The organism is Gorillibacterium sp. sgz306347 (genome assembly GCF_059735245.1).
Genome location: NZ_JCAPET010000013.1, coordinates 82,396 through 97,940 on the forward strand (window position 1 = coordinate 82,396; position 15,545 = coordinate 97,940).

The following is a 15,545-nucleotide window of genomic DNA, read 5'->3' on the forward strand; positions in this document are numbered from 1 at the left end:
TCTGACCCGGCCTGCCTAAGCGGCCGCGCAAGAAGGAGAGAGGTGTTTTTGTTGTTTGGAAAAGTAACGACCGCCTGCCTTGCCGGCATCGACGGTCAACTGGTTGAAGTGGAGGTCGACATTGCCAACGGACTGCCGCAGGTCGCCGTGGTCGGGCTGCCGGACACGGCCGTCCGGGAATCCATCGAACGGGTACGGGCGGCAGTGAAAAACTGCCGGTTTGTTTTCCCGCTGGAACGGGTCACGGTCAATCTGGCACCCGCCGATGTCCGCAAGGAAGGAACCGCCTACGATTTGGCGATCGCGCTGTGCATGCTGCTCACCAGCGGCCAGCTTCCCGCCGGATTGCTGGATAACACGCTTCTGATCGGCGAGCTGGCGCTGGACGGAACCCTGCGGCCGGTGGCGGGGGTTTTGGCCATGGTGCATCATGCCCGGTCCCGCGGCATCCGGCGCTTTCTGCTGCCGGAAGAAAATGTGCAGGAAGCTCTGCTGATGGAAGGCGTGTCCGCCCTTCCGCTGAAGCATCTGAACGATATACGCATTTTGGCGGAACAGGGCGGGCAATGGCTGGAGGCAGGCGCCTTCGTCCGCTCTGCGTCCGGCGAACCGCTAACGGTTGAGGATGCGGCGGGCCATCCGGAAGCGGGGGCCGGGACGGAACGACTTGAAGCGGCCGGGCTTGATTATGCGGATATTTTCGGGCAGCTGCACGCCAAACGGGCTCTCATGGTCGCCGCTGCGGGCTTTCATAACATCCTGCTGATCGGTCCGCCCGGAACCGGCAAAACGATGCTCGCCAAGCGGCTGCCTACGATCCTTCCGGGCTTAACCGAACAGGAAGCGCTGGAAACGACCAAAATCTACAGCGTGGCCGGCAAACTCCAGGGAAGGGCCGGGCTGCTCCGCACGCCTCCTTTCCGCGCGCCACATCACACGATCTCCCCGGCGGGCTTGATAGGAGGCGGCTCCGTCCCGAAGCCCGGGGAAGTAAGTCTCGCGCATCACGGCGTGCTGTTTCTCGACGAGCTGCCGGAGTTTTCCCGGCTCTCCCTGGAAGTGCTGCGCCAGCCGCTGGAAGACCGAGAGGTGACGATCGGACGCGCGAAGGCCGTGTATACGTTCCCTTCCTCGCTGATGCTGGCCGCCTCCATGAATCCCTGTCCGTGCGGCTATTACGAAGGAGAGACGGAAACGTCCTCCTGTACCTGCTCGCCCCTGCAAAGGCTTCGGTACCGCTCCCGCATTTCAGGCCCGCTGCTGGACCGGATCGACCTGCAGGTGGAGGTGCCGAGAATTCCTTACGAGCACTTTAGCGGCCGGGCCGAATCCCTCTCGTCACAAGAGATGAGAGAACGCGTGCTGGAAGCGAGAAAACGTCAGGAAGAGCGGTATGCGGGTACCGGAATTTCCTTTAACGGCGAACTCACCGGGCGTTTGCTGCGCCGCCATTGCGCCCTCCGCCCCGATGCCGAAGCGATGCTTCGCCGCACGTTCGAGGGGCTCGGCCTCAGCATCCGGGCGCATGACCGCATCCTCAAAATGGCGCGCACCATCGCCGATCTGGAGGGGGCGGACACCATCGGTCTGCCTCATATGGCGGAGGCGGTTCAATACCGCAACCTGGACAAAAAGCAAATGTAAAGGAGCGATCATCATGAAGCTGTTTTTTCTGTCCGATGTGCACGGCTCCAGCCACTGGCTGAACCAGGCGCTCGCAAAATTTGACGAAGAGCGTGCCGATCAGCTGGTTTTGCTCGGCGACCTGCTCTATCACGGCCCCCGCAATCCGCTGCCGGAGGGCTACAACCCGCAGCTTGTGGCAGACGCCCTGAATGCCCGCCGTGACCGGCTGGTGACGGTTCGCGGCAATTGCGAGGCCGAGGTCGACCAAATGCTGCTGAACTTCCCCGCTTTAGCCGACTATGCCCTGCTGATTTATGAAGGCAAGCGGATTTTCGCCACGCACGGGCATTTGTTCTCCATGGACAAGCTGCCGCCGCTTTCGGAAGGCGACGTCTTTATCCAGGGCCATACCCATATTCCGGTGGCCGAAAAGAAAGACGGCATTTACCTGCTGAACCCGGGCTCCATCTCGCTGCCCAAAGAAAACCACCCCAACTCCTACGCTGTTCTGGAGCAAAACCGGTTTTCGATCAAGGGGCTTGACGGGGAAACGCTGAAAAGCATCGAACTGGTATAAAAGCAATAGCTGCTGCGCAGGCCGGGAATTCGGATTCCCGGCTTTTTGTTTTCCGTGAGTGTCTATGCTCGCATCGTCCCCTTTTTGCGGAGTCCGTTTGAAGCTCCCCCATTAGCCACCCGCGCCATCCTTGCACCACCGACAATGATACAGGACTTGTTTTATTTGCAGGGTATAGGAATCGGTGAGGAAATGCAAAAAAGCCCTCCTCGTGCAGCGGGAAGGCAACGGGTCAGAGCCCCTGAATGAATAGCCCGCAAACAAATGACAACGGGTTGAAACGGACGACATTGGCTTTCCGCCGTTCAGAACGCGTGCGGATAATGCCGGAGCGATACCACGGCATGTACTCCATCCAGTTCGACCGCTACCAGATCGAAACGGATTTTTTGGTCAAGTCCGCCGTTTTGCTGCAGGTAAACAAGCGCCGTCCGGCGGACCTGCTGCTGCTTGCGGGCATCCACCGATTCCTGCGGCGACCCGAACGTGCCGGTCCGGTGCCGTGTGCGCACCTCGACAAAGACCAGCGTATCTGCATCCCGGACAACCAGATCCAGCTCGCCCGTACGACAGCGCCAATTCCGCGCCAGGATGGCACAGCCCATACCCGACAGATGTTCCGCCGCCATCCGTTCGCCTAACAGCCCGGTTTGTTTGCGTCCGTCTTTGTCTCGGCCGGCGGAAGGTTTTGCGCCGCTTTGTTCCGTCTTTTGGCCGGTCCTCCGGTATCCGGTCAAGATTCCCGCCGTCCTTTCACACGGGTATCGGTCCGGTAAACAAAGCTGAGAATTTCCGCCACGAGCTGGTACAGCTCGCCCGGAATCTGGGTGTCCAGCTCCAGCTGACCCAATACTTCAACCAGGGAGGCGTCTTCCTGGACGGGCACGCCGTGCTCCCGGGCCTTTTTGAGAATTTCCTCGGCGACATGCCCTTTGCCTTTGGCAATGACGGTCGGCGCCTGCATTTGTTCCGGGTTGTAGCGCAGGCCGACCGCCTGTTTGACCGTGTGTTTTTTGCTCGTCATATGCGGATGTCCATTCCTTTGTAGGGCTTCGAAGGATAAAATTCCTTCCGGTTTCTCGCCGCCTCCGCCAAAGCCGAAGCGCCGGCCGCGGCCCCTTCCGCAGGAACCGGGTACGGCAGGGTTTGCAAAAAGGAAAGCTGGTAGCCCGCTCCGGACAGGGATGCCCCGATCTCTTCCTTTGAAGCCTCCAGAATTGCACCGGTCATTTGATGATCGTTGTGAACCCGGAGGCCGACAATCTTGTCCACAACCTGCACGTCGATCAGCACGTTGCCCATGGCCTGCAGCGACAGGTCAAACAGCAGGCGGCAATTTGCGGCATCCAGCTCGCCGCGTTTTCCGGTCCGGGATTCAATGTGTACGGCCGCCGTTTGCTCGCCCGCTTCGTTGAAAAACGGAACCATCATGGTGACGTGGGAAAAAAGCGCGCTACGGTCCGGCGTCAGCAGAAGCTGCTGGCCGGTAATCTGCTGCAAGGCCTGTTGAGCCGCGTCCCGCAGCGCCGGGGGCAAATCGGGGTGCTCGGCCGCCTGCAGCAGCAGGCTCTTTAACGAAGCGTGTGCGTCGGAATGGACGGGAGCGCCAATCATGTCGGCTTGACCAGCCGGCCCGGACGCCGCCGCATGGGGCAGCCGGCTCAAGCTCCGCTCATGGTCGAGGCCCATAGCGGAAAACAGCCGGCCGATCCAGCCGCCTTTTTCCTCTGGAGCGCGCGCCGCAGTAGCTCCGCTTGCCTGCTCGGCGGCCCCATCCGCCGCAGCGCCCGTGTTCCCGCTCACTCCTGCGCCGCTCGCCGCCGCGCCTGCGTTCCCGCTCGCTGCGCCTGCTCCTGCGCCGCCCGCCGCTGCGCCCGCGTTCCCGCTCGCTACGCCCGCTCCCGCGCCGCCCGCCGCTGCGCCCGCGTTCCCGCTCGCGCTACTCGTTCCCGCGCCGCTCGCCGCTGCGCCTGCATTCCCGCTCGCTACGCCTGCTCCCGCGTCGCTCGTCNGCCCGCTCCCGCGCCGCTCGCCGCTGCGCCCGCGTTCCCGCTCGCGCTACTCGCTCCCGCGCCGCTACCAGCCGTTCCGTCCGCTACGCCTTTGCCAACTGTGCCGGCAATCTCGTCCAGCGCTTGGCTGATCAGCCGCACCAGCTGCGCCGCATCCCCGCCCGGCGCCGCGACTGCCGACTGCAGGAACCGGGCCGCCTGGCTTGCCAAGCCCTCCAGGGTTTCATGCATCCCTTTTCCGCTCAGAATCGAATGCAGTGCAGTTAACGTCGTCTCTGTCAGCGGCAGCCCTTTGCGCACCGCCAGCAAGGCTGCGTCCCGCCATTCCTCTTTGCCGACGCCCTTCGGGTTCATCTGCAAAGCCGCCGCAAACTCGCGAACCGTCTCCCGGGTCAGCGGCACTCCGTTCAGATGAAGAAACTGGACCGCCTCCCGGTTGGCAGCCGTATCCTTAACGCCGAAGCCGCGAAGCATGTCACCCATGGATTGCTCCGGAATCGCCAGATCGGAGGACGACAAAGGCTTCAGCACCACCATGCCGTCCCGGTTCTCCGGCTGCACCTGCAAGAGCGCCGTGTCGCCTTGCTTGAGCGGAGCTTCCAAACGCGCATGAACCGGCGTCCCGCCAATGCTGACAACGGCCTCCTGGTCGGAGACCACTTGCGTCACCACGCCGCGAACAACCTGTCCGGGCTTCAGCTCCGTCATTTTGGGCTCGCCGGCCTTGATGTCGCCCAGCATGCTTTTCAGGGTTTGGCCAATGTTCATGCTCATGCTCTCGCCTCCTGCCTTTTCCGTTCGTCTTCCATTCCTTATGTATGGGTTATCGGCATCCGGGAATCAAAATCAAAGATCGGGAAAAAAAGTTTGCTGTTCGGGCGCCGCCACGATTTTCCGGATAAAGGTTTTCCGGTGCATCGGGCTCGGACCAAGCTCTGCCAGCCGTTCCCGGTGAAATTTCGTCGCGTAGCCTTTATGCAGGGCAATCCCGTAGCCGGGATAACGCGCCTCCCATTCCACGCACATCCGGTCCCGCGTAACCTTGGCGATGATCGAAGCGGCTGCGATGGATTGGCTCATCGCATCCCCGTGAATGATGGCAAGCTGCGGCAGCGGACTGTCCACCTTCTCCGCATCCACCAGCAAATAATCCGGCTGCACGGACAGGCCTTCCAGCGCCTGCTTCATGGCCAGCCGCGCCGCCTGCTTGATGTTGATCCGGTCCACGGTTTCGGCTCCGACCGCCGAAACGCCGACCGCCAGCGCTTTGCCCATAATCAAATCGTAAAGCTCGTCCCTTTTTTTGGCGGTCAGCTTTTTGGAATCGTTCACGCCCTCCAGCACAAGGCCCGCCGGCAAAATGACCGCCGCGGCAACAACGTCTCCGAACAAGCAGCCCCTGCCGACCTCGTCGATCCCGGCGATACGGGACGCCCGGCGCGATTCCCAAAGCTTTTTCTCGTACTCCAGCATATGTATTCCTCCTGCCGCATGCGTGCCTATGTCTTGAATGCTCAGACTGTAACCGCCGAAAAAAGGGCCGTCCGCGCCATTGGTCCTCTCTCCAACAGGCAAACAGCCCTTCCATGCAAATCCGGCCATCTGCCGGCTTTTGCTTTCAGCTTTGATCCGTCAACCATTCCCGGTTCGCGAAATCCTGCGGAAGCTCCAGCGTAATGCGGCCCATTTTGCCGCTGCGGAAATCCTTCAGGAAAATGGCGGACGTTTTCTCCAGATCGACGCGTCCTCCGCTGATGAGGCAGCCTCTTTTGCGGCCGATCGCTTCCATGATCTCCACAACATCCTGCGGATTTTCCGGGTCGAAGCGTTCCTCGTCCCACTCGATCTGGAACCGTTCGCGAAGCTCGTTCGGGTACCGGTTCACCAAATGCTTCAAGGTGTGGAACACGATGTCCTGCGCGTGCAAAATCTCGTCCCGGATCGCGCCGGTCGCCGCCAGACGCAATCCGACGGCTTCGTCCTCGAATTTGGGCCACAGAATGCCGGGCGTATCCAGCAGGTCCAGATCCTCGCCCGCCCGGATCCACTGCTGGCCCTTCGTCACGCCGGGCCGGTCTCCGGTGATCGCGGCCTTTTTGCCCGCCAGCCGGTTGATCAAGGTGGACTTTCCGACGTTCGGGATGCCGACAATAAGGGCGCGCATCGCCCGGGGGTTCACGCCCTTCTTGCGCTGCGCTTCCCGTTTGGCGGCCAGCAATTCCTTTGCCCGGGGCGTAATTTCCTTCACGCCGTTGCCGCTTCCCGCGTCGATGGGAAGCGCGTCAAGCCCTTGCTCCCGGAAATAGGAGACCCATTCGGCCGTCGCTTTCGGATCGGCCAGGTCCTGTTTGTTCAGCAAAACAATCCGCGGCTTCCCGCCCAAAATGCGGTCGACCATCGGATTGCGGCTCGACAGCGGCACCCGCGCATCCAGAAGCTCGATGGCCAGGTCGATCAGCTTCAGCTTTTCTTCGATTTGCCTGCGGGCTCGGGTCATGTGGCCCGGAAACCATTGAATGCTCATGCGTCACCTCGGTTGGCGCGCCGGCAGCCAGGTTGCCCGCCGGCCCTAATTTTTATGATTGACGATGCCCAGGTCCTTGAGCGGCCAGAAGACAATGTCCGCGCGCCCGATGATCCGGTCGTATTCGATCGCTCCGATCATCCGGCTGTCCTGGCTGTCTACCCGGTTGTCGCCCATAACGAAAACGGCGCCTTCGGGCACGGTTGTTTCCGCAAAGTCGGCATTATAGTTTGCGCCGGTCGATTGTTTATATTGATCGACGGCTTCCTGAATGTAAGGCTCGTCCAGCGGTTCGCCGTTGATGTAAACCGTGCCGCCGGAAATCGAAACGGTTTCGCCCGGAAGGCCGACGACCCGCTTGATGTAATCCTTGTCCTCGGTTGCGTGAAACACGACGACTTCCCCGCGATGGGGCTTGCGCAGATGGTAAATCCACTCGCTTACGATCAGCCGTTCGCCGGTATGGAAGTTGGGCTGCATCGACGGCCCGTCCACGATAAACGGTTTGAAGATGAACATCCGGATGACGATCACAAGCACAAGCGCGATCAGGATCGCTTTGGTCCATTCCCAGACTTCATTTTTAGTTTTTGCCGGTTTCGCAGGCTGCGTGTTCTCGTCCATGTAATCCATTGGGACGGCCTCGCTTTCCGTGGCGGATAATTTCCAACTTCCTGATTATAGCACAAAAAAACGAAAAGGGACTTGCTGTTACACAAGCCCCCCGATCGTTTAGCGAATTTCTTGAATTCTTGCTGCTTTGCCGCGCAGGCCGCGCAGGTAGTACAGCTTAGCCCGGCGTACTTTACCGCGGCGAGCTACTTCGATTTTGTCGATCTTCGGAGAGTGCACCGGGAATGTTCTTTCCACGCCGACCCCGTAGGAGATTTTGCGAACGGTAAACGTTTCGCTGATTCCGCCGCCGCGGCGTTTGATAACAACGCCTTCGAACAGCTGGATCCGCTCGCGAGAACCCTCGATAACTTTCACGTGCACCTTCAGCGTATCGCCGGGGCGAAAGCTCGGAATGTCCGTGCGAAGTTGTTCTTTGGTAATTTCCTGAATCAAATTCATAGGATTCCCTCCTTCCACACAGGTGTTCTTGCCGCTCTTTGGATGTGTACTTCTTCATGATGTCAGCGCAGAGGACCACCGGAATAAAAAACCACAACAAAAGCTATCCTATCACATTCAGCCGAAAAACACAAGATAGCGGCCGACGGAAACGGCGAATTATTTGCTGGAGCAGCCCTGTTATTACACGGGGCAGTGCTACTCTTCCTGCTTGTCCCCGGCGGCCGTCTCCGCCGCTTTCTCCCGCTCCCAGCGGGCCAGCCGCTCCCGTTCCTTGGGCGTCAGATCCGCTGCTTCCAGCAGGTCGGGACGGCGCTCCCACGTCCGCCGGAGCGACTGCTCGCGCCGCCAGGCCTCAATGTTGCCATGATGGCCGGAGATCAGCACCTCGGGCACGTCCCAGCCGCGAAAAGAAGCCGGACGCGTGTAATGCGGATATTCCAGGAGGCCCGTGCTGAACGAATCCGTCACGGCGGAGCTTTCGTTCCCGAGAGCGCCCGGCAGCAAGCGTGTCACGCTGTCGATAATGACCATGGCCGGCAGCTCGCCGCCCGTCAGAACGTAATCGCCGATGGACAGCTCGTCCGTGATCAAATGCTCACGGATGCGCTCGTCGTATCCCTCATAATGGCCGCATACGAAAATGAGATGCTCCTCCGCGGCCAGCTCCTCGGCTTTTTGCTGGGTAAACGTTTCGCCCTGCGGGCACAGCAGAATGACGCGCGGCGCGGCGGGGAGCAGACCGGCCGAGCCGCCCCCCCCATTATCGGAGAACGCCGTGCCCGCCTCCTCTTCCGCCTTCGCGGCGCGGTCCGGAGGCTGCGCGTCGCGCAGCACATCCTCCACGGCGGCAAACAGCGGCTCCGGCTTCAGCACCATGCCTCCCCCGCCGCCATACGGATAATCGTCCACCGTGTTGTGCTTGTTGGTGGAATAGCGGCGGAAGTTGACGGTATTCAGTTGAACGATGCCTTTTTCCCGGGCTTTGCCGAGGATGCTCGACTGGAACACGCCTTCGAACATTTCCGGAAACAGGGTCAGCACATCCATTCTCATGCTTACAGCAGCCCTTCCAGCAGATTGACGGTTACGCGCTTGTCCTTCACGTTTACATCCAGGATGACGTCATCGATATAGGGAAGAAGGAGCGGCTTTCCGGACTTGTGCTCCACCACCCACACGTCGTTGGCGCCGGGGGAAAGCACTTCGCTGATCGTTCCGAGCTCCTCCCCTTCCTCCGTATAAACGGCGCAGCCGACGATTTCATGGTAATAGAATTCGCCTTCCTCCAGCTCGACCAACTGCTCCTCCTTGATTTTGACGCTCCAGCCCTTGTATTTCTCCGCCGCGTTGATATCGGCCATTTCTTTGAATTTGACGATCCAGACGTTCTTTTGCGGACGCGCCGTTTCCACGGTAACCGGGAGCTCCTCCGAGCCGGTCGGTCCGATCAGAAAGAGCGTGCTGCCCTTGCGAAAGCGAACGTCGGGAAAATCGGTCTGGGACAGCAGCTTCAGCTCCCCCCGAATTCCGTGCGTATTGACGATTTTGGCCACATTATACAGCTTGCCCATGTCATGCCTCCCGTATCGGTCCCTCTTATGGCTTTATGCAAAAGGAGTCCGGTTTCCATCGTTCAAGGCGCTTCTCCGCTATGTAAACGAACAAAGAGCCTGTCCGGCGTCCCTCCCGGGCCGAACCGGCACCGGAGAAGACGGCCGGGGACAGACTCCCCGCACCTGTTATTGCAGCCAGACCGCGTCCGTCAGGACATGATCTCGACGGAGACGCGTTTGTTCTCTTTAACCGCCGCGGAAGTCACGACGGTGCGGAGGGCCTTGGCGATCCGTCCCTGCTTGCCGATCACCTTGCCGATGTCGGAAGGATGAACGGTAAGCTCGTAGACGATGCCGTATTTGTTTTCCACTTCATTCACAAGCACATCTTCCGGATGGTCAACCAACGCTTTCGCGAGAACGGTCACTAAATCCTTCATGAGCTTCTCCTCCAACCCTTGCGGTTACTTCTGGAGTTTGGATTCGTGGAATTTGGTCATGATGCCGGCCTTGCTGAACAGGCTGCGAACGGTATCGGAAGCCTGGGCGCCGTTTTGGAGCCATTTCAGGGCTTTCTCTTCGTCGAGGGTAACCGTAGCCGGTTTCGTCAGCGGGTTGTACGTGCCGATTTCTTCGATGAAACGGCCGTCACGGGGCGAACGGGACTCGGCTACGACTACGCGGTAGAACGGAGCTTTGTGCGCGCCCATGCGTTTCAGACGGATGCGAACTGCCATGATCATTTTCACCTCCTTAAAAAGGTACACTTATCAAACTCTTGTATCAAAACCAGACGGTCATTCCGACTGGCTGATCAGCCGAACGGAAAGCGGAAGTTTTTGCCCATCTTGCCGAGCGGGCCCTTCCCTTTGCCCTTCATGCCTTTGCCGCCCGGACCCATCATGCCGGAAAGCTGCTTCATCATCTTGCGCATGTCCTCGAACTGCTTGATGAGCCGGTTGACGTCCTGCAGGCTCGTTCCGCTGCCCAAGGCGATCCGCTTACGGCGGCTGGCGTTGATGATCTCGGGCTGCTGTTTCTCCTCCGTGGTCATCGAGCGGACGATGGCCGTTACGCGGCCCATCTGCTTGTCGTCTACCTGCATCCCCTGCGCGCCTTTGAGCTTGCCCATGCCGGGAATCATGTCCATCAGCTGGTCGAGCGGGCCCATCTTCTTGACCTGTTCCATCTGTTCGATCAAGTCTTCGAAGGTGAATTCGGCGTTGCGCATCTTGCGCTCCATCTCTTTCGCCTTGTCCGCGTCGATGCCGGCCTGCGCCTTCTCGATCAGGGTGAGCATGTCGCCCATGCCGAGAATCCGCGACGCCATCCGGTCCGGGTAAAAGGGCTCCAGTGCATCGGCTTTTTCGCCCAGCGCGGCAAACTTGATCGGGCAGCCGGTAACGGCCTTGACCGACAGCGCAGCTCCGCCCCGGGTGTCGCCGTCCAGCTTGGTGAGGACGACCCCGGTCAGCTCCATTTGGCTGTTGAAGCTTTCCGCTACGTTAACGGCGTCCTGGCCGGTCATGGCGTCGACCACAAGCAACACTTCGTCCGGGCTGATCTCGCTGCGGATCTGCTTCAGTTCATCCATCAGCGCTTCGTCGATATGCAGCCGGCCGGCCGTATCCACGATCAGGTAATCGTTGCCGTTGTCCTTTGCATGCTGCAGCGCGTTCTTGGCAATGTCGACCGGGCTTGTCTTGTCGCCCATCGTGAAGACGGGCACCTTCAGCTGCTCTCCAAGCACCTGGAGCTGCTTGATTGCGGCGGGACGGTAAATGTCGCAGGCCGCAAGCAGCGGGCGATGGTTTTGCTTTTGAAGCATCCGGGCGAGCTTTCCGGAGGTGGTCGTTTTACCGGCGCCCTGCAAGCCTACCATCAGAATGACGGTCGGCGGACGATTCGCCTTCGCCAGCTTGCTCTGCGTGCCGCCCATAAGAGCGGTCAGTTCCTTGTTGACGATGTCGACGACGACCATGCCGGGCGTAAAGCTCTTCATGACTTCCTGGCCGATCGCCCGTTCCTTGATCTTGCCGATCAAGTCCTTCACGACCTTGAAGTTGACGTCCGCTTCCAGAAGGGCCAGCCGAACCTCGCGCAGCGCTTCGTTTACGTCGTCCTCGGTCAGCTTGCCTTTGCCGCGCAGCCGGCCGAATACGGCCTGCAAGCGCCCCGACAAACTTTCAAACGCCATTATCCGCACCTCCTTTCCCTTGCATTCGTTCTATATCATTCGTCTATACGTTTCAGTTCTTCAATTCGTTCCAAGGCCCGCCCGAACGCTTCGCCGGCCATGCCGGCTCCCGTCCGCTGCGCGGCCGTCAGCTCCGTAGCCAGCGCTTCGAGGCAGCGGGTCCTCCGCTCGTGCTTGGCGAGCAGGCCCAGCTTCTCTTCGTAGGCTTCCAGCGTCGCTTCCGCCCGCTTGATATGCTCATAGATCGCCTGGCGGCTGATCGTAAATTCGGTGGCGATTTCCCCGAGCGACAGATCGTCCAGGAAATAGCAGGTCAGAAACGTGCGCTGCTTCTCCGTGAGCAGCGGGGCGTAAAAGTCAAACAGCAGATTCACCCGCGTCGTCTTCTCCAACACGTTGTCGCCGGACATTTGCGCTCCCTCCCGTCAAGGAAAAAACCTTTACAGTCGCATTAACCTTGAACAGTTTACCCGAACGCCGGATTGTTGTCAAGTACATTTGCTTGTCAGCGGAAAACTCCGCAGCCGCGCGCTTCCATTGACATTTTTCAAGCCGCACGGTATAAAAAGAATAACAATCTGACGCACGCGATAAAATTCGTCGAAGAGAACACGTCCGCGCGGACCCGGTTCCCCAGAGAGTTGGCGGCTGCTGAAAGCCAACGGACCGGCCGGGCGGGATATCGTCTCGGAGAAGCCGGACCGAACCGTCTGCACGGCCCATTAGGTCCCGCCGGCAAGCCCACGTTACGGGCGGCGCATGGGCGCATGCGCAGTGAGCGCCGCGGCCGGCTTTTTCCAAGGGAAGAAGCGCAGGCGGCGGAACAAGGGTGGTACCGCGAGAAAACCGTCTCGTCCCTTTTGTGGACGGGGCTTTTTTATTTTTGGACAAAGGATGGGAACCGTGATGAATGCTTCGACACCGGATGGAAAAGTGGGCATGCAGGAAATCGTATTCGCGCACCACATGCTGAAAGACGTAATTACCCGGACGCCGCTTGTGCGCGATTCGTTTCTGTCGGGCAAATACGGCTGCAACGTTTACCTGAAACGGGAGGACATGCAGGTCGTCCGCTCCTTCAAAATCCGCGGAGCGTACCACACGATCCGCTCGCTCTCCCCCGACGTCCTGGAGCGGGGCATCGTCTGCGCCAGCGCCGGCAACCACGCGCAGGGAGTCGCCTACTCCTGCCAGGCGCTTGGCGTTCAAGGAAAGATATTCATGCCCAGCACCACGCCTCGCCAAAAAGTGAACCAGGTGAATTTCTTCGGCGGCGAAAACGTGGAGGTCATTCTCACCGGGGACACCTTTGACGACGCGTTCGCGGAAGCGATGCGCACCTGCGCCGAGACGGGCATGGCGTTCATCCATCCTTTCGACGATCCGAAAATCATCGCCGGCAACGGCACCGTCGCCATGGAAATGATGGAGGATATCAAGGTTCCGGTCGATTGCGTTTTCGCCACGGTCGGCGGAGGCGGCCTTATTTCCGGCATCGGGGCTTACGTCAAAGCGATCAGCCCGGCGACCCGGATCATCGGCGTCGAGCCGGCCGGGGCGGCCTCGTTATCGGAAGCGTTCGCCCGGGGCGAAGTCGTCACCCTGGAGAACATCGAGAAGTTCGTGGACGGAGCGGCCGTCAAGCGGGTCGGCGAGCTCACCTACCGCATGGCGCGGGAGGTGGTGGACGACGTCGTGCTCGTGCCCGAGGGGAAGGTCTGTACGACCATTCTCGAGCTGTACAACCAGAATGCCATCGTCGCCGAGCCGGCCGGGGCGCTGCCCATCGCCGCCCTGGACCTGTATCGGGACCAAATCAAAGGCAAAAACGTGGTCTGCATCATCAGCGGCGGCAACAACGACATCGACCGGATGCAGGAGATCAAGGAGCGCTCGCTGATTTACGAGGGGCTGAAGCATTACTTCACGATCAAGTTCCCCCAGCGGGCGGGAGCGCTGCGCGAATTTCTGGTCGACGTGCTGGGACCGACCGACGACATCGTGCGTTTTGAATATATGAAGAAAAACGACAAGGACAACGGCCCCGCTCTCGTCGGCATCGAGTTGAAGCAGCGCGCCGACTACGAGCCCCTGATTGAACGGATGACCCGCAAGGGCTACTCCTTCCTTGAACTGAACCGGGACCAGACGCTGTTCCAGCTTCTGATTTGACTGGGTTCCGCTTGGGCAAAACCTCCGTACCTGTCCGGCCGGCATCCTAGTTGGAGCCGGCAGCTGGGCCGGCAAACCATTGGAGCCAGTGTTAGGCCGGCATACCAGTTGGAGTCGGTAGTTGGTTTCCGCTCATAGGCGGCTGCCCCGTTTGATCAATACGGAGCCTCGGCCTTTTCGGTACCGGTTGGCTTAGCCGCCTGAGTCCCTTTTCATAAGCCGCGGTCGATGCTGATAGCAATCGAGCCCGCGGCTTTTTAAATCGAACCCGTGGCTTTTTAACACTCCTGTATCTCCTTAAAGGCTACTGAGGTTATACAGCCTATCCCCAGTTGATTCAGGCAGGCCGGCCATTTCAATCATGCGCCCCCGGTTCAATGTGCTGTCCCCGGGATAATGCGGCTTCCAACGTTTCATTTTCCTCCCCCAAGTTTTCGGAGCGAGCCTATCCAAATAGAGAACCGGAAAAGGAAATGCTCCTCCGGGCTATGAAATAGAACTTTTAATAGGAGGAGAATCGGGAGAAATGGCCTGGCGACTTCGCCGTTTTTATCACCACCAATTCTAACGGTTGCCGCAGCGCTTATTCGGGCCAAAATCGCCTTGTTTTTGCGCTAACGGTTGCCATAGCGCTTATTTAAGAAAAACGGGGCCAAAAACGGCAAAAATACCAAAATAGGCTCTGTGGCAACCGTTAAAATTTCCAGACCCTCTTTTTTGGAGCAAATAAGCTCTGTGGCAACCGTTACAAATTTCTAAGCCTCCTGCCTTCGAGCAAACAGGCCTCCTATTGCGCTTGCTGCACCCCTTTGCCACCCAACCCGTTGCGGACACCACCGATATAGGCGCCACACCACTGAATGAAGCTTGGGACCCACCACTGAATGTAGCGTGGGATTTGTTTCATTTTCTTTTTCAGGTGAAGCCAGCAGTGAGCATTTTCCAAGTTTTTACGGTGTTGAGCGTCCCTTCATCCAGCAAACGCTATATAGGTTGGATCACTGCTAATTGCTCGGTCCTCGGATGGAACAAGAATAGGAATATCGGAGAAAGAAATGGATCGCAAGGTATGGTTCTAACAATGCCATCATGTCGAAGACCCTATTTTCCAACAGTTAACTCTTTCCGCAATAATAAAGACTGCCGGCAGCAGCCGACAGTCCATTAAAGGTGTTAAACGGTTTGAAGCAGACGGATTATTTCACCGTCTATTGCTTCTTCGCTGACTTTTTGAAATCCTAAAGATTCATATAACTTTCCGGCAATTTGATTGTCCGGCCGATGTCCAATCATTATTCTTCTGCAAGATGAACGGCTCATAAACCGGATCAAAGCCTCCATCGCCGCCTTGCCATAACCTTTGCCTTGATGCTTTTCGTCGATCATGATGGCTGGAATCCAATGGTTACCGTCTTGATCCGGTTTCATACAAAATACGAGAAATCCGACTAGAACTTCTTTTGAGTAAACCGCACGCAATTCAAACTCATCGACATATTTTGATTCTGCAATCCAATAAACCACCGGTGCTGGAAAGACATGAAGCTGCTCCTGCTTCACCTTAAGCTGAGTGCATGCATACCAATTTTCATTAGACACGGGCTTTAATGAAACGTCCAAACGAATTCCTCCCAAATTTTACTCCGCAGAGGAATTCATCCTCTGCGCTTATTTCGTAACCTTCCTCAATAAACGGAAAGCATGGATTTTTTTCATCCCACATCACTCCTCTCAAAAATAAAAAAACGCTGAGCATGGCCGAGCCTGGTTATTCGCTCCTTATTCAATATAGCAGAAAAAAGCCTGC

At 58.6% G+C, this 15,545-nt stretch carries 18 protein-coding genes and 1 other annotated feature; of the genes, 3 read left to right on the forward strand and 15 right to left on the reverse strand.

The window, feature by feature from the left end; all coding sequences use genetic code 11:
* Window positions 1-51 precede the first annotated feature (51 nt).
* Window positions 52-1,644: a YifB family Mg chelatase-like AAA ATPase gene (locus tag AC6I6H_RS09505; RefSeq protein ID WP_497953519.1), complete on the forward strand. Its 1,593-nt coding sequence runs from the start codon at window positions 52-54 to the stop codon at window positions 1,642-1,644.
* A 13-nt stretch (window positions 1,645-1,657) separates the two neighbouring features.
* Window positions 1,658-2,203, forward strand: a complete 546-nt coding sequence (gene yfcE, locus AC6I6H_RS09510; RefSeq protein WP_497953520.1) for a phosphodiesterase — start codon at window positions 1,658-1,660, stop codon at window positions 2,201-2,203.
* A 305-nt stretch (window positions 2,204-2,508) separates the two neighbouring features.
* Here the strand turns inward: yfcE and AC6I6H_RS09515 are convergent, their stop codons facing one another.
* From AC6I6H_RS09515 to AC6I6H_RS09580, 14 genes are all read right to left on the reverse strand, one after another.
* Entirely contained in the window at window positions 2,509-2,940 is a 432-nt protein-coding gene (locus AC6I6H_RS09515) for a YraN family protein (RefSeq protein ID WP_497953521.1), read from the reverse strand.
* Entirely contained in the window at window positions 2,937-3,227 is a 291-nt protein-coding gene (locus tag AC6I6H_RS09520; protein ID WP_497953522.1) for an EscU/YscU/HrcU family type III secretion system export apparatus switch protein, read from the reverse strand. Before AC6I6H_RS09520 ends, AC6I6H_RS09515 begins: the two co-directional genes overlap by 4 nt.
* The gene (locus AC6I6H_RS09525; protein WP_497953523.1) at window positions 3,224-4,006 is read right to left on the reverse strand and encodes a hypothetical protein; all 783 of its coding nucleotides are present in this window, start codon (window positions 4,004-4,006) and stop codon (window positions 3,224-3,226) included. The genes AC6I6H_RS09520 and AC6I6H_RS09525 overlap by 4 nt, the downstream gene beginning before the upstream one ends.
* A gap of 182 nt (window positions 4,007-4,188) precedes the next feature.
* The gene (locus AC6I6H_RS09530) at window positions 4,189-4,989 is read right to left on the reverse strand and encodes a TP0910 N-terminal domain-containing protein (protein WP_497953524.1); all 801 of its coding nucleotides are present in this window, start codon (window positions 4,987-4,989) and stop codon (window positions 4,189-4,191) included.
* A 72-nt stretch (window positions 4,990-5,061) separates the two neighbouring features.
* Window positions 5,062-5,688 (reverse strand): ribonuclease HII, encoded by a 627-nt coding sequence (gene rnhB, locus AC6I6H_RS09535; protein WP_497953525.1) that lies wholly within the window; start codon window positions 5,686-5,688, stop codon window positions 5,062-5,064.
* 145 nt (window positions 5,689-5,833) lie between these two features.
* Complete coding sequence (gene ylqF / locus AC6I6H_RS09540) at window positions 5,834-6,739, reverse strand: ribosome biogenesis GTPase YlqF (protein ID WP_497953526.1); 906 nt, start codon at window positions 6,737-6,739, stop codon at window positions 5,834-5,836.
* A gap of 45 nt (window positions 6,740-6,784) precedes the next feature.
* Window positions 6,785-7,372 (reverse strand): signal peptidase I, encoded by a 588-nt coding sequence (gene lepB / locus AC6I6H_RS09545; protein WP_497953527.1) that lies wholly within the window; start codon window positions 7,370-7,372, stop codon window positions 6,785-6,787.
* 99 nt (window positions 7,373-7,471) lie between these two features.
* Window positions 7,472-7,813: a 50S ribosomal protein L19 gene (rplS, locus tag AC6I6H_RS09550; RefSeq protein ID WP_497953528.1), complete on the reverse strand. Its 342-nt coding sequence runs from the start codon at window positions 7,811-7,813 to the stop codon at window positions 7,472-7,474.
* A 198-nt stretch (window positions 7,814-8,011) separates the two neighbouring features.
* On the reverse strand, window positions 8,012-8,869 hold the full coding sequence (gene trmD, locus AC6I6H_RS09555) for a tRNA (guanosine(37)-N1)-methyltransferase TrmD (protein ID WP_497953529.1): 858 nt from the start codon (window positions 8,867-8,869) through the stop codon (window positions 8,012-8,014).
* Window positions 8,870-8,871: 2 nt separating this feature from the next.
* A complete protein-coding gene (rimM, locus tag AC6I6H_RS09560) occupies window positions 8,872-9,387 on the reverse strand; it encodes a ribosome maturation factor RimM (protein WP_497953530.1) in 516 nt (171 codons plus the stop codon).
* Between the two features lie 191 nt (window positions 9,388-9,578).
* The gene (locus tag AC6I6H_RS09565; RefSeq protein ID WP_497953531.1) at window positions 9,579-9,809 is read right to left on the reverse strand and encodes a KH domain-containing protein; all 231 of its coding nucleotides are present in this window, start codon (window positions 9,807-9,809) and stop codon (window positions 9,579-9,581) included.
* A gap of 24 nt (window positions 9,810-9,833) precedes the next feature.
* Window positions 9,834-10,106, reverse strand: a complete 273-nt coding sequence (gene rpsP, locus AC6I6H_RS09570; protein WP_347768076.1) for a 30S ribosomal protein S16 — start codon at window positions 10,104-10,106, stop codon at window positions 9,834-9,836.
* 77 nt (window positions 10,107-10,183) lie between these two features.
* Window positions 10,184-11,566: a signal recognition particle protein gene (gene ffh / locus AC6I6H_RS09575; protein WP_497953532.1), complete on the reverse strand. Its 1,383-nt coding sequence runs from the start codon at window positions 11,564-11,566 to the stop codon at window positions 10,184-10,186.
* Between the two features lie 35 nt (window positions 11,567-11,601).
* The gene (locus tag AC6I6H_RS09580) at window positions 11,602-11,976 is read right to left on the reverse strand and encodes a putative DNA-binding protein (protein ID WP_497953533.1); all 375 of its coding nucleotides are present in this window, start codon (window positions 11,974-11,976) and stop codon (window positions 11,602-11,604) included.
* Between the two features lie 181 nt (window positions 11,977-12,157).
* Window positions 12,158-12,428: a binding site (T-box leader), on the forward strand.
* Window positions 12,429-12,472: 44 nt separating this feature from the next.
* Between AC6I6H_RS09580 and ilvA the strand changes: the two genes are divergently transcribed.
* Window positions 12,473-13,738: a threonine ammonia-lyase IlvA gene (gene ilvA, locus AC6I6H_RS09585; protein WP_497953534.1), complete on the forward strand. Its 1,266-nt coding sequence runs from the start codon at window positions 12,473-12,475 to the stop codon at window positions 13,736-13,738.
* 1,173 nt (window positions 13,739-14,911) lie between these two features.
* On the opposite strand, the gene AC6I6H_RS09590 is transcribed toward ilvA, so the two are convergent.
* Window positions 14,912-15,358, reverse strand: coding sequence for a GNAT family N-acetyltransferase (locus tag AC6I6H_RS09590; protein WP_497953535.1), 447 nt, complete (start codon window positions 15,356-15,358; stop codon window positions 14,912-14,914).
* Window positions 15,359-15,545: the final 187 nt, after the last annotated feature.